The following is a 13,794-nucleotide window of genomic DNA, read 5'->3' on the forward strand; positions in this document are numbered from 1 at the left end:
CCGACCGTGTTTCCACAACCTCCCTCGAAGCGGGAAGAGGCACCCCCGATGGCGAAACGGCTCACCTACGCGGACGCGCTCAAGATCCTCGGCCAGAACGACTCGGAGGTGATGAACCTCGCCGAGAGGCTCACGGACGGCGGACTGGGGCTGGTGGGAGTGCCCGACCTCTTCGGGTTGCGCGGGTTCCTGGTGAGCAAGGGCCGCCAGGCCATCGAGGGCATCCGGGACAAGATCAGCGGTGAGAGCCGCCTGTCCCGGACGGAGAAGATCGAGGCGGCGCACAAGGTGCTGGTCGTCATCTCGTTCTTCGAGGCCGTGGAGGAGTGCCTGGCCAGGGCGGAGGCGCCCTTCTCCCTGGACGAGCTCAGGCTCACCGAGGCCGAACCGTTCACGTACTTCGACTCGGCGCTCCAGGACCTGGGGGCGCTCCCCTCCCCCACCGAGGTGCACACCCAGGCCGTGGCCCCCTACGAGATCCTCCAGGTCTTCCACCTCCTCACGGGCAGCTTCAGCGACATCCTGGTGGGCCACCCCGAGGCCGTCGCACACGCTGTGGACCACGACCACCCCCTCATGGCACGGCTGATCGACGAGGTCCCCGAGGACGCCGCCCGGCGGCTCACCGAGTACCTGCGCCAGCTCGCCGCCGAGGTCCCCGAGTTCGGCATGTGGGTGCACCTCTACGAGCACGACCACACCCGCCAGGTCCTCGCCCACGGGTTCGGGGAGCTGGGCAGACTGCTGGAGCTGGCGGGCTCCGGCCGACCGGTGGACCAGCGCAGGCGGGAACTCGCCGCCTCCTACCGGGCGGTGCTGCGCCAGCCCGTGCTGCGCTCGGACGAGGCGTCGTCGGGGCTGGTCCTGCCCGCCCTGGAGGACGCCTACGTGCCGCCGTGCGGCCGTGTGCTGAGGACCGGCACCAACGGCTCCCCCTCCACGGAGGAGGCGTGGCAGGAGGCCGCACTCGTGGACGACCTCCGGCGCTTCTTCGCGCTGCACCTGATCCATGCGGACTCCGTCGAGACCCCCACGGTCGTCCTGGGCCACCCGGGCGCGGGCAAGTCCAAGTTCACCGAGATGCTCGCGGCCCACCTGCCCGCCGCCGACTTCCTCCCCATCCGGGTGGAGCTTCGCTCGGTCCAGCCGAACGCGCCCATCCACGCGCAGATCGAGGAAGGACTCGCCGAGACGCTCCACACCCGCGTGTCCTGGCGCGAACTCGCCGAGTCGGCGGACGGCGCGCTGCCCGTCGTCATCCTGGACGGCTTCGACGAACTCCTCCAGGCGACCGGTGTGGACCGCTCCGACTACCTGGAGCGGGTGGAGGAGTTCCAGCACAAGCAGGAGGCCCTGGGGCAGCCCGTGGCGGTCATCGTCACCAGCCGCACGGTCGTGGCGGACCGGACGCGCTTCCCCCTGGGCACCACCGTGGTCCGGCTGGAACCCTTCACCGAGGCCCAGATCGGACAGATGGTCCGGGTGTGGAACGAGGCGAACGCGCGGGCCCTGGCCTCCCGGGGCCTCGAACCGCTGACCGTCGACTCCCTCCTGCCCTACCGCGAACTGGCCGAGCAGCCCCTGCTGCTGCTCATGCTGCTCATCTACGACGCCGGGGACAACGGTCTGCGGCGGGCCTCGCACGCCCTGTCCCACGGGGAGCTGTACGAACGGCTGCTGACGATGTTCGCCAGGCGCGAGGTGGACAAGCACCACTCCGGTCTGGGCAGGAACGACTTCGACGACGCGGTCGAGGAGGAGCTGCGCCGTCTGGAGATCGCCGCGCTGGCCATGTTCACCCGGCGCAAGCAGAGTGTGAGCGCCGACGAGCTGGACCGGGACCTCGCGGTGCTCATGCCCGACGCCGCGGTGCGCGCGACCGAGACCGACCTGCACGGACGGATCGACCCCGCCCACCAGGTGCTGGGCAGGTTCTTCTTCGTCCACGAGTCCCGGGCCAGGCGCGGCGAGGGCACCGCGAGCGTGTTCGAGTTCCTGCACGCCACCTTCGGCGAGTACCTGGTGGCGAGGGCGGTGATCGTCGCCCTGGACGAGCTGGAGGCCTCACGCGCGCGCTCCTCGCGGCGCCGGGGCCGCAGCACCCGCCCCGACGACGGCGAGCTGTACGCCCTGTCCTCCTTCGCCAGCTACGCGGGCAGGGAGAAGGTCGTGGACTTCCTCGACGAACTCCTGGAGCGGCGGTTCACCGAGGAACCGGAGGCCCGCGAGGACTACGCGCGGCTGCTCGTGGAGCTGTTCCAGGAGGCGCCCTTCCCCGCCCCCAACCGCTCCTACGGTGCCTACGGGCCCGCGCGGCTGCCGCTGACCCAACGCGAGGCCAACTACACCAGCAACCTCATGATCCTGCTGTGCCTCGTGCGTCAGGAGCCGGTGGACGCGCGCGAGCTCTTCCCGGAGGCTCACGAGCCCGACCAGACCCTCCAGGGCACCACCACGATGTGGCGCACCCTGCCCGGTGCCGAGTGGTTCAGCATCGTGTCCGTGCTCCGCGTCCGCCACCTGGACGGCTGGGCGGCCGACGGCCCCGTGACGGTCGTCGGCAGGGAGGACGGCACACCGGTCAACGTCGGGGAGTGCATGGGGTTCGAACTGCGCAAGAACAACGACGCCGCGCCCTCCGTGACCGACCCATACGACATCTCCGTGTCCTACGACACGGTCGCCTCCCGCCTGCTCCGGTCCATGGCGATGCGCGTCAACGGCACGGCCGCGCGCTTCATGTTCGGTCTTCTGCCCTACCTGAACCACGTGTCGGAGGACCTGGGCACCTGGTACTCGGACGTGCACTCCGAGGCGACGTGGACGGAGGCCCACGAGGTCATGCGGCTACGGCTGGAACCCGCCGCCGAACGCCCCGGGGAGCGCCTGCACACCTACCGGCGCCTGCTCGCGCAGCGGGCCCTCGGCCGCCTCGAACTGGTGGTGCTCAGGCAGGCGGCGGAGGACCTGGCCCTCGTGCCCGAGGCGTCCGCGTTCGGCACCGAACTCGTGGAGGTCGTCGACCTCTACCTCAACGGTGTGCTGACGGTCGTGGTCGGGCCCCAGCTACGGGAGGAGACGGTCGTCCCGGTCCTGCGGGCCCTGGCCCCGCACACGCAAGAGGACGTCCTCGAGCGGGTCCTCCGACTCGCACGGGCCTCGTGGGCGCCGGAGCACGGCGCCCGTGCCGTCGGCGGTGTCGGGCGGATCGGGGAACAGGCCGCCGACACCGTCCCCGGGCTGCGCCGGACGCCTTCCCCGACGGGCCGGTACAGCAGCAGCGGGGGCTGAGCGCCGCCCCGGCGACCGGCCGTGCCGGAACCCGGCACGGCCGAGACGGTCTTCGCCGCCCCTACCCCGCCGCGCGCACCCGCTCCACCAGGGCGGGCAGCGCCGTGCCGATGGGGTCGCGGACCACGGCGCCCGCGAAGTCGTCGTAGGGCGTGGGCTCGGCGTTGACGACGACCAGGACGGCCCGCGCCATCATGGCCACGTCGCACAGCCCCGCCACCGGGTGGACCGTCAGCGACGTGCCCACGGCCAGGAACACGTCGCACTCGCGGGCCGCCCGGCTGGCCGCGTCGACCACCTCCGCGTCGAGCCGCTGACCGAAGGAGATGGTGTCCGACTTCTGGATGCCCCGGCACTCCGGGCAGCGGGGGTCGGACTCCTCGTCCAGGCGCGCCAGCACCGTCCCGCTCGGCGTGCGCAGGCCGCAGGCCATGCAGACCACCCGCAGCATGGTGCCGTGCACCTCGATGACCGCGTCCTCGGACACCCCGCCCCGCTGGTGCAGGCCGTCGATGTTCTGGGTGATCAGGGCGCGCAGCCGCCCGGTGGCCTCCAGGTCGGCCAGGGCGCGGTGCGCGGCGTTGGGCAGGGCGCGCCACACCGGGTGGGTGCGGCGCTGGGCCCACACCCGGCGGCGCACGTCCGCGTCGCCCATGTAGATGTCGATGTCGGACAGGGCCTGCGCGTCCGGGTCGGTGGTCCACACCCCGTGCGGTCCGCGGAAGTCGGGGATGCCGGAGTCGGTGGACACCCCCGCCCCGGTGAGGACCGTGACGCGTTCGGCGGACTCCAGGAGTTCGGCGGCCCGTTCGAACTCCGCCGGGTCGGAGAAGGGCGCTGATTCGGTGGTCGTCGAGGCCATACCCCCCATTCTTACGCGGTCGGGGCACCGTTCGCCCCACCGCGCCCGCAGCTCCCTGCGGCGCGTCCCCCGCTGCTCCGTGCCGCGCGCCCGCCGGTGCCGTACCGCCCCGGGCCGGGCCGGAACGGCGCGCGGCGCCGGTCCGGCCCGGGGCGTAACCTCGGGGGTACAGGAAGGGCGCGGAGGCCACATCCCTGCCGATGCACACGAGGTGGGCAAAGGGTGCGAAAATCGACACCGTCATGAATCAGCCGTCCTACATCCTCGTGGTCAACGGGACCAAGGTCGAGCGCCCGGTGTTCGTCCTGGGCGCTCCCCACTCGGGAGTCGCCGAGGTCGCCCGTGCCCTGTCGCGCGTGCCCGGCCTGCACCTGGGCGCGGGCTCCTCGGGCGTGCTCAACGCCGTCTACGCCGTGGCCAGACGCCCCTCCCTCGCGCTGGAGAAGGTCGCCGGGACGGCGAGCCTGCTGCGCGAGGCCTACGCCGAGGCCTGGCAGCTCACGCCGCTGACCTGCCCGCGCTGTCCGGGGCCGTGGGCGCGCGTGCCCGCCAGCGCCGCCGCCGAGCCGTGCGAGCACAGCGCGGAGGTGCGCCGCTACGGCGACGCCAGCCCCGACCTGCTGTTCTGCGCCACCGCCCTGCACGCGGCCTTCCCCGACGCCCTGTTCGTGCAGGTTATCCGGGACGGCCGCGACGTCATCGCGGACATGATGGAGGACGAGCGCTCGCTGGCCTGGCTCAAGCCGAGCTTCATGAAGCTCGACCACGAGTTCCCCAACCACTTCTTCGGCCTGGAGGAGGAGTCGGACCTGTCCTCGTTCACGGAGGGCTCCACCGCCGCCAAGTGCGCGATGCGCTGGCGCGGGGCGATCCGCATGTCGGCGCTGCTGCGCCGCTCCATCGGCGCCGAGCAGCTGCTGACCCTGCGCTACGAGGACGTGCACGGCGGCGAGGTGGAGGCGGCCGAGCGGCTGCGGGAGTTCACCGGAGCGCGGGTGTCGGCCTCGGAGCTGCTGACCTCGGAGTCCTGGGGCGTGGGGTCGTGGCGCGAGCGCCTGACCCGCGACCAGTACGGCGACGTGCGCGAGGTGGCGGGCACGGAGCTGTCCCGGCTCGGTTACACCTGAGCCCCCGGCGGGACCGGCGCGCGCCCATGGCGGCCCCGGTCCCCGTGCGAAACGGCCGGACACGCCCCGGCCCCGGCGCCCTCAGTCCGCGCCGTGCACCGTCATCAGGGCGTCCGCGGCGGCGCGGGCGGTGCGCGCGGCGTCGGCGACCCCGGTGACGTTGCGGGCCACCACGGCGCCCTCGTGGAGCATGGCCAGCGCGTCGCCGAGCGCCCCCGCGTCCCGTGCCCCCGACCGCTCGGCGAGGTCGGCGTAGAGGCCGCGCAGCCACCGCTTCTGCTCCTCGGCGACGGCGCGGCCGGGGTGCTCGGGGTCGGAGAGCTCGGCGTAGGCGTTGACCATGGCGCAGCCGCGCGGGTTCTCCTCGCCCGTCCACGCGTCCAGGGCGTCGAACGTGGCGGCCACCAGCTCCCTCGGGGTCCGGGCCGGCTCCAGGTAGCCGTCCAGGTAGGCGCGCCAGCGGGCGTCGCGGGCACGCAGGTAGTGGACGACGAGCTGCTGCTTGGAACCGAAGCGGTCGTAGATGGTCTTCTTGGTCACCCCCGCCCGCTCGGCGACCAGCTCCATGCCCACGGTGTTGATCCCGCGGGTGTAGAACAGCTCGGTCGCCACGTCCAGGACGCGGCGCGCGGCCGGGGTCAGTGATGTCGTCGCGGTGCCGGGCACGGTGCCCACTCCCTCCGTCGCGCCCCCGCCGCAGGGGACGCCTCGTTCGGACTACATTGTGAGTATACCGACCGGTGTGTTTACCTGCCCGCATGGAACACACCGAGACACGCACCTCCCGTTCCGTACCGTTCCTCCTGCTCGCCGCAGGACTGGTGGTGATGTGGAGCTCCGGCTTCGTCGGCGCTGAGCTGGGAACCCGGCACGCGCCCGCGACCACGCTGCTGGCCTGGCGCTTCCTGGTCGTGGCCGCCCTGCTGGCGGGGTGGTGGCTGTGGCGCGGCCCGCGGATGCGTCGGCGGGACCTGGCCGCGCACGCCGCGCTGGGCCTGCTGGCCCAGTCCGGGTACCTGTACGGGGTGTTCGCCGCCGCGCAGGCGGGTGTGGCCGCCGGGACGAGCGCGCTGGTGGCCGCACTCCAGCCCCTGGTGGCGACCGCCCTGGCCGTCCCGCTGCTGGGCGAGCGGGTGCGGCCTCGCCAGTTGACGGGCCTCGCCCTGGGACTGGCCGGGGTCGGCCTGGTGGTGGGCGCGGACCTGTTCCGGCCTGGCGCGGCGCCGTGGTGGGGCTACCTGCTGCCGTTCGGGGCGATGCTGTCCCTGGTGGCCGCGACCCTGCTGGAGCGCCGCGCGCGGCCCGGGGGTTCGGTGGTGCAGGCCCTGGCGGTGCAGTGCGCGGTGAGCGCGGTGCTGTTCACGGGACTGGCCGCGGCCACCGGCACACTGGCCCCGCCCGCCGACCCCGGCTTCTGGGCCGCGGTGGCGTGGGTGGTGGTGCTGTCCACCCTGGGCGGCTACGGCCTGTACTGGGCCGTCCTGGCCCGCTCGGGCGTGGCCCGGGTGTCGGCCCTGCTGTACCTGACCCCGCCCACCACGCTGGTGTGGTCGTGGCTGATGTTCGGCGACCCGGTGGGCCCGGCCGCCCTGGCGGGGATGGCGGTGTGCGCTGTGGCCGTGGTGCTGGTGAGCGCCGGGGGAACAGGAAGCCGCGCCGCCCGGCCGAACGCGAAGGCTACCGGCGCTCCCGGCCGGGAACCGGAGCACACGGCCGCGAGCACCACGAGCACTCCCGACCGGGAACCGGAGCGGCGGGTCGAGGCCGCCGCCGGTGCGCCCGCCCGGGCGCCGGAACGCCGGACCTGGGGCGCTACGGACGCTCCCGGGCCGGAAGCGGGCCGACCCCGTCCGCGGAGACGGTGACCCCGGGCCGCCCGGCCTCCTCGACCGGCTTCCGCACCTGCTCCGCGAGCAGGGGCCCGCTCCCGGCCGCGTCGGGGACCACGGCGGTGCACACCACCTCCACCACGGCGTCGGGGTCCAGGAGGTCGACCACCCCCAGGACCGTCATCGGCGGGTGGAAGCGGCCCATGTGGCGCCGGTAGACCGCGCCGACGCTGTGGCTCTGGGACCGGTAGGACGCCATGGACGTGGTGAAGACGCGCATGTCCACCACGTGGGCGGGCTCGGCGCCCGCCGCGCGCAGCGCCTCCACCGCGTTGGCGAGCGCGCGGTCGAACTGCTCAGCCAGGCCCGTTCCGACGATCCTGCCGTCGGGGCGGTGCGCGCGCTGCCCGCCGACGTGGACCACCCGCCCGGGGCTGACCACGAGCGCGTGGGCGGAGCCCGTCGGCTCGACGAGGGTGAGCGGGTTGACGATCTCGTGCGGTGTGCGGCCCATCGGCGTCCCCTCCTGCCCGTGCGCGCCCGCCGCCCGTCCCGGGCGGCCCCTTTGGGGACCCGCCGCGCGTGCGGCTACGATGGGCGCATGTCGATCACTGTGCTGCTGTCCGCCCTCGCCCTCGTCGCCGCGCTGGGCGTCTTCGCCGCCATCTTCGTCGGCGGCGCCGTCTACGTGGGCCGCGTGCGCCGCAACGGCACCGAGGCCGTCCTGGCCGGGGCCCGCAGGCACCGGGATCTGCGCGGCTAGGAGGGCCCGTCCGAGCGCCCCCGCGGGCGGCGGGGAGGTTCAGGCGCCGTCGAAGTCGTCGGGGTCGGGGCCGAACCTGCTGTCGGTGTTGAGCCCGCTGATCCGGTCCATCTCGGCGCGGGAGAGCTCGAAGTCGAAGACCTGGAAGTTGGAGCGGATGCGCTCGGGGGTCACCGACTTGGGGATCACCACGTTGCCGAGCTGGACGTGCCAGCGCAGCAGCACCTGGGCGGGCGTGCGCCCGTGCTCCTCGGCGACCGCGACGACGGTCGGGTGGCCGAGCAGCTTGCCCTGACCCAGGGGGCTCCACGCCTCCGTGACGATGCCGTGCTTGGCGTCGAAGGAGCGCATGTCCGCCTGTGTGAGCAGCGGGTGCAGCTCGATCTGGTTGACCATGGGAGTGATGCCGCCCTCCTCCATGACCCGCTCCAGGTGCGGGCGCTGGAAGTTGGACACGCCGATGGCGCGGACGCGGCCCTCGGCGTAGAGGCGCTCCAGTGCCTTCCAGGTCGGCACGTACAGGTTCCTGCGGGGCATGGGCCAGTGCACGAGGTACAGGTCGACGGTGTCCAGGTTCAGGCGGCCCAGGCTGGCCTCGAAGGCGCGCAGGGTGGCGTCGTAGCCCTGGTCGGGGTTGGCCAGCTTGGTCGTCACGAACAGCTCGCCGCGCTCCAGGCCGGAGCGGCGCAGCGCCTCGCCCACCCCCTCCTCGTTGCCGTAGGCGGCCGCGGTGTCGATGCTGCGGTAGCCCGTCTCCAGCGCGGTGGACACGGCCGCCACGACCTCCTCTTGGGGCACCTGCCACACGCCGAAGCCCAGCTGCGGAATGCGCAGGCCATTACCCAGAGTGAGTTCTGGAACGGTCGTCTGCTGCATCTGTCTCATCCCCCGTCAGCGCCGAACGGTCTGCCTTGCTCTTCCAGCGTGCGGTCTTCCCCCTACCGCAGTCGCATACTGCCACGTCCGCGCGGGTCGCGGTCCCAGATGCGCCGTGACTGTGCGGGCTTTTTACCGTTCACGCCCGGTGACAGCCGACGTGTGGGGACATCCCGGACAGCGAGGTCGCCGCGCGGACGGAGGGGCCCGGCGGGAGCGGCGCGGGGTTCCCTCCGGTTTCGTCCTCCCCATCCCTGCGGCACCTCCCACGCGTCACTGTGCTCTCTCCTCTCTCCCCCTACCCGACGGGAGCGGTCCTGCCCACACGCCCTTCGCTCCCCTGTGCCCGGGGGGCGGCCGTCGATAGGCTGCCCTGGCCGTTCTGGAGGTGGGGCGATGGGACACGAACAGCGTGCCCGGGTCGGCGCCGAGCTGGCGCGGGAGCGGGCCGGGCTGGTCGAGCGCATCGTCGCCGAGGTGCACGCCGAGGTCCCGGCCTACCGCGCGCTGCACGGGTCCCAGCTCACCGAGGTGCGGGCGATCACCGGGTGGCTGATGGGCCGCGCCCTGGAGCTGTGGGCGGCCGGGGCGACGCGGCTGCCGCCGGAGGACGTGGAGCGGCTGCGCGGGATCGGGCGTTCGCGGGCGGCCGACGGGCGTTCGATCGGCGCGGTGGTGCGCGCGCACCGGGTGGGCTCGGCGGCGGCGGTGCGCCTGGTCGCCGAACTGGCCTCCGACCGGCTCGACGCCGCCGACGTGTTCGCTCTGGGCGAACTGTGGCTGACCTCGATCGACCAGATCTCCGAGAGCCTGTCCTCGGGCCACGCCGAGGCCGCGCGCCACCTGGACGCGGACCTGGAGCGGGCACGCAGGGCCTTCCTGGACGACCTGCTGATCGGTCGGCAGGCCTCGCGCGGGGCCATCCGCGACCGGGCGCGGACCCTGGGCATCGCCCCGCCCGACCCGGCGGTGCTGCTGGTGGCCGAGGCCGACGGCGGTCCCTCCGCCGGGGCTCCGCGGTCGGCCGCGCCAGCCGCCGGGATGGAGCTGCTGGGCCTGGTGGAACCGGCGGGCGCCGACCCGCTGGTCACCACGCGCTCGGGACGCGTGGTGCTGCTGGTCCGCCCCGACGACGCCGACCGGGTGGCCGCCGTGCTCGGCGCACGCCCCTGGCGCGGATGCGTGCTGGAGCCGCGGGCGCTGACCGACATGTCGGCCGCCTACCGGCTGGCCGACGGCGCCCTGGAGACCGCGCCCCCGCACGCCTTCGACTCCCGGGGGCTGCTCGGGACCTCCGACGCGTGCGTGCTGGCGCTGCTCAACGGCGGCCCGGTCGCCCCGGCCGCGGTCCGCCGCACCGTGCTGGGGCCGCTGCTGGCCGAGGGCAACGCCCACCTGCTGGAGACGCTGCGGGCCTACCTGCGCGAGGGCGCGGCGACCACGGCCGCGCAGGCGCTGCACGTGCACGCCCAGACGCTGCGCTACCGGCTACGCCGGGTGCGGGAGCTGACCGGGCACGACCCGCACCGGCCCTGGCAGCGGTTCGTGCTGGAGACCGCCTGCGCGATCGCGCCCTGACCGGTTCCGGAGCGGATCAGGGCGCCGTGGACGGCCCGGTCCGCTCCGGTGGCGTCTGCTGGAGGACCTGGTCGCGGTACTCCCGGAAGGACTCCCATCCGCCGCCGCCGCCGTCCTCGCTCAGGAAGTCGCCGCTCGAGCAGTCGAGGGCGCGGCAGCCGAGCACCCGGGCCATGCGGAGGATGGCGGGCACGGCGTCACCGCCGCGGACGTGGAGCATCACGGTCCCGACCGGATCCTCCGCGCCGATGTTGAGCTCCATGCTCCACCCCTGCTCCTCGTCCCGGAGGTGGCCCCAGGCCGGATCGGACAGGTCCGTCTCGGGGAAGGCCTCGCGCAGCGTCGCCAGGAGCCGCGGCAGCGGCGCGATGGACTCGGTCCCGAGGTCCTCGGGGAGGTCGTCGACGGACCTCGCTTCCGCGGGCGCCGATGTCAGCAGTACGTCCCAGCTCATGGGACTCCTCTCTCACGGGGATGCTCCGGCCGGACACTAGCGTCCGCCTGCGACGGTTCCGGTGCGCCGGGGCCCGGCACACGCCGCCCCGGACCCGGCGGAGCGCTCCGACCAGCGAAAGCACACGAAACTTACCCTCGGTTGGCGCGGGGTTAGACCCCCGGGAGCTGTGGGTAGCCGAGACTGACAGGCGGAGCGCGGCCACAGTGCGCGCTCCCCGCGACACGAGTCAGACCGACTGGAGGGGGACCAGAGTGACGACCGCAGAGCGCAAGACCGGAGCACCCAAGCCCAGGAGCAGCCAACCGTGGCTGCACCAGAGCGGCGAGGAGATCCAGGAGTTCGGGACGGTCCGCCAGTTCCCGGTCGGGCTGTCCTACGACACCCGGATGTACTCGTGCCAGCGGCTCAACCAGGTGCTGTGCGACACGCGCATCCTGCACGACCTGTACAAGAAGCACCACTGGCTCATGCGCGGGCACACCTTCTACCAGCTGCACCTGCTGATGGACAAGCACGCCGGCGAGCAGACCGCGCTGATCGACGACCTGGCCGAGCGCGTGCAGACCCTCGGCGGGGTGGCGGTCGGCGACCCCCGGCACGTCGCGGAGATCACCAACGTCCCGCGCCCGCCCAACGGCGCAGAGGAGGTGCCCGCGATGCTCTCCCGCCTGCTGGAGGCGCACGAGACGATCCTGGAGGACTGCCACGACGCCGCCGCGCGCACGCAGGAGCTGGGGGACGACGGCACGAACGACCTGCTGGTGTCGGACGTGATCCGCACCAACGAGCTCCAGGCCTGGTTCGTGGCCGAGCACCTGGTGGACACCCCGCTGGTGCGCACCTAGGGCGGAACACACGTGCCGAGGGGTCCGGCGCGACCGAACCGCTCCCCGGAAGTCGGACTGGCGGATCCAGTGCCCTCCACCGGGGAGCGGTTTCGTGTATCCCACGAATGAGCTGTCCGAGCAGCGGCGCGGGGCCTCCCCGTTCCTGTCCGGGGCAGGACACGGCAAGAGCGCCACCGCCGCCCGTTCGGGTCCCCTCCCCGTGCCTCGGCCGCCGCGGTGCCCTCCCCGTCCCGGGTCGGCAGGTCCCGGCGGTTCCGCGGCCCGGCCCCACCCCGGCGCGCACAAGTTGCGGACAACCTCGACCCGGGATGACGACCTCATCGATTCGGTGGCCTCTTGCCCCCTTTCCTTGGGATGCGGGCGTGTGACATGCGGCCGTACGCGGACGCGACCGCGCGGCACGGGCCCAGCTCCACCGCTGGCGGAGGTCATGGCGGTGTCGGAACCGCTCACCCGGTCCTGCCCCCTGTCGGCACACCGCGCCCTGACGGAGGGGCGCACCCGACCAGGGCCGCTGGCCCCGCCCGTGTGCGCGCACACGGCACCACGGGAAGAGGCCCATGCCCTACTCCAAGGAATGCGTGTCCGGCGAGATCACCGCGGTCTTCTCGACCGGCGAGACCTCCCGGCCCAGCGCGGACCACTACCGCCTGGCCGGCGGCATCGACCCCAAGGCGACGACCACGTGGATCAGGTCCACCGATCCCTCCAGCGGGGCGGTCCGACCCGCTGAGGAGTGGCGCGAGGTCGCCTGGTGCCACCGGGCGGTCCCTCCCCCGGCTACCGCGCCTTCGCCGACGCTCCCGGCCACGAGTGGTACTGGCCCCATGCCGTGCGCAAGGAGCAGATCGCCTGCGTCAGGGAGGACACCGACGGGGTGGCGTACGCGGTGCCCGGCGACAAGTACTCCACCAAGGCGGACGGCGGGGCGTACGAGACGCTGCGCACCAAGCGGCCCCGGCAGACCCTGGAGGAGGGCAGCGTCCAGATCGCCCCGACCCCGGGTTCTGGGTCTACGGCAAGGCCCTCGGGACGGGCGGCGCGGCGGACGGCGAGATGTTCGGGGAGGACCCGGGCGTGGTCTACGCACTCGACCTGCCCCTTCCCGTCACCAGGGGCGGGGGTCTGGCCCGACCCACGATCACCGACCCCGACAACGTCCCCGACGAGCAGAACGCGGTCATCGACCGCGAGGTCGTCGTGCCGTGCCTGGCGGTCGACGACGGCACCAGGTCCCGGTCGTGGGTCATCGAGAACTCGCCCACCTACACCCTGCGCCGCCGCTCCTACACGCTGGTGGCCGCGCTGGACCTTCGCGGCAGCAGCGAGGACGGCCACATGGGGCAGACCGTCTCCTGGGGAGCCACCGACACCCGGACCCGGACCTACAGCAAGAGCGTCGGCGTCACGGTGGGTTTCGAGGCCGGTGTGGCGGTGGAGGGCGTCGGAGTCAAGGTGAGCGGGTCGGTGACCACGGCCCTGGGCTACTCGCGCTCCTTCGCCGACTCCGAGATGCACCAGCAGTCGGTGGAGGCGGACGGGAACGCCGCCGCGGGCTACGTCACCGCCATGTACGCCGAGAAGCACGTGGTCCACGTGGTGCGCGACGACGCCGGACACACCTTCTGCTGCGACGACGGGAAGAACGTGGCGGCCTTCGATGCGGGGATGCGCTACGCCGTCGTGGACAACAGCGGCAAGCTGGCCCGGCCTCCCGCGCGCACGGGCGGGTTCGACCCGTCCGTGCTGTCCGCGGACGGGCACCGCGCGGCCCGGGGGGCCGACGGCCTGATCCGCTCGTTCGGCCGGAGCCCGGACACCACGGAGGTGCCCGCGCCCGGCCAGCTGACCGGCCCGTACGCACCCGGGTGCGTGCCCGGGCCCCGGAGCCCGCAGCGGACCGGGCAGGGAGCGACAGCGGACACGCCCGCTTCCTGGGAGTCGCGTGGAAGGGTTGGCGCCGCAAACGCTTGCTGTCGCCGAAGGCTCCGGGAGACCGCAGCCTGGACCGACGGGCCTGTCCGCGAAGGCAAGTGCGCATGTGGCCGAGACGACGCGCGGACACGCTTTCGGGAGCGCAGAGCGTCCCGTGCACGAGCTTGACGCGGCGCGGCCGTGTCGGGGACAGTTTTGCAATCGGTTGCAGCACCGCCGCGCCCTTGA

General features: G+C 73.5%; 12 protein-coding genes. 7 read left to right on the forward strand and 5 right to left on the reverse strand.

Translation table 11 applies throughout. The annotated features are described in order from the left end of the window. The first annotated feature begins 48 nt into the window (after positions 1–48). On the forward strand, positions 49–3,291 hold the full coding sequence (locus KGD83_RS18835; protein ID WP_212640428.1) for an NACHT domain-containing protein: 3,243 nt from the start codon (positions 49–51) through the stop codon (positions 3,289–3,291). A gap of 61 nt (positions 3,292–3,352) precedes the next feature. Here KGD83_RS18835 and KGD83_RS18840 read toward each other — a convergent pair whose 3' ends face one another. After that, a complete protein-coding gene (locus tag KGD83_RS18840) occupies positions 3,353–4,153 on the reverse strand; it encodes an SIR2 family NAD-dependent protein deacylase (RefSeq protein ID WP_212640429.1) in 801 nt (266 codons plus the stop codon). Between the two features lie 242 nt (positions 4,154–4,395). Between KGD83_RS18840 and KGD83_RS18845 the strand changes: the two genes are divergently transcribed. Continuing rightward, on the forward strand, positions 4,396–5,280 hold the full coding sequence (locus KGD83_RS18845) for a sulfotransferase family protein (RefSeq protein WP_212640430.1): 885 nt from the start codon (positions 4,396–4,398) through the stop codon (positions 5,278–5,280). An 81-nt stretch (positions 5,281–5,361) separates the two neighbouring features. Here the strand turns inward: KGD83_RS18845 and KGD83_RS18850 are convergent, their stop codons facing one another. Next, positions 5,362–5,955 (reverse strand): TetR/AcrR family transcriptional regulator, encoded by a 594-nt coding sequence (locus KGD83_RS18850; protein ID WP_212640431.1) that lies wholly within the window; start codon positions 5,953–5,955, stop codon positions 5,362–5,364. A gap of 83 nt (positions 5,956–6,038) precedes the next feature. Between KGD83_RS18850 and KGD83_RS18855 the strand changes: the two genes are divergently transcribed. Beyond that, a complete protein-coding gene (locus tag KGD83_RS18855) occupies positions 6,039–7,145 on the forward strand; it encodes a DMT family transporter (protein WP_212640432.1) in 1,107 nt (368 codons plus the stop codon). On the opposite strand, the gene KGD83_RS18860 is transcribed toward KGD83_RS18855, so the two are convergent. Further along, on the reverse strand, positions 7,093–7,623 hold the full coding sequence (locus KGD83_RS18860) for a RidA family protein (RefSeq protein WP_212640433.1): 531 nt from the start codon (positions 7,621–7,623) through the stop codon (positions 7,093–7,095). The two genes, KGD83_RS18855 and KGD83_RS18860, sit on opposite strands and share 53 nt — an antisense overlap. A gap of 87 nt (positions 7,624–7,710) precedes the next feature. Here KGD83_RS18860 and KGD83_RS18865 point away from each other — a divergent pair, with 87 nt between their 5' ends. Continuing rightward, positions 7,711–7,872 carry a hypothetical protein gene (locus KGD83_RS18865; RefSeq protein ID WP_212640434.1) on the forward strand — a complete coding sequence of 54 codons (162 nt, stop codon included), beginning with the start codon at positions 7,711–7,713 and terminating at the stop codon, positions 7,870–7,872. Between the two features lie 39 nt (positions 7,873–7,911). Here KGD83_RS18865 and KGD83_RS18870 read toward each other — a convergent pair whose 3' ends face one another. Further along, positions 7,912–8,748: an aldo/keto reductase gene (locus KGD83_RS18870; protein WP_212640435.1), complete on the reverse strand. Its 837-nt coding sequence runs from the start codon at positions 8,746–8,748 to the stop codon at positions 7,912–7,914. Between the two features lie 396 nt (positions 8,749–9,144). Between KGD83_RS18870 and KGD83_RS18875 the strand changes: the two genes are divergently transcribed. Then, positions 9,145–10,326, forward strand: coding sequence for a PucR family transcriptional regulator (locus KGD83_RS18875; protein WP_212640436.1), 1,182 nt, complete (start codon positions 9,145–9,147; stop codon positions 10,324–10,326). A gap of 16 nt (positions 10,327–10,342) precedes the next feature. On the opposite strand, the gene KGD83_RS18880 is transcribed toward KGD83_RS18875, so the two are convergent. Further along, positions 10,343–10,780, reverse strand: a complete 438-nt coding sequence (locus KGD83_RS18880; RefSeq protein ID WP_212640437.1) for a hypothetical protein — start codon at positions 10,778–10,780, stop codon at positions 10,343–10,345. A gap of 254 nt (positions 10,781–11,034) precedes the next feature. On the opposite strand from KGD83_RS18880, the gene KGD83_RS18885 reads away from it, so the two are divergent. Then, positions 11,035–11,628 carry a Dps family protein gene (locus tag KGD83_RS18885; RefSeq protein WP_212640438.1) on the forward strand — a complete coding sequence of 198 codons (594 nt, stop codon included), beginning with the start codon at positions 11,035–11,037 and terminating at the stop codon, positions 11,626–11,628. Between the two features lie 1,080 nt (positions 11,629–12,708). Continuing rightward, positions 12,709–13,734 carry a hypothetical protein gene (locus KGD83_RS18890; protein WP_212640439.1) on the forward strand — a complete coding sequence of 342 codons (1,026 nt, stop codon included), beginning with the start codon at positions 12,709–12,711 and terminating at the stop codon, positions 13,732–13,734. Positions 13,735–13,794: the final 60 nt, after the last annotated feature.

Source organism: Nocardiopsis akebiae (assembly GCF_018316795.1).
Lineage (GTDB): Bacteria > Actinomycetota > Actinomycetes > Streptosporangiales > Streptosporangiaceae > Nocardiopsis > Nocardiopsis dassonvillei.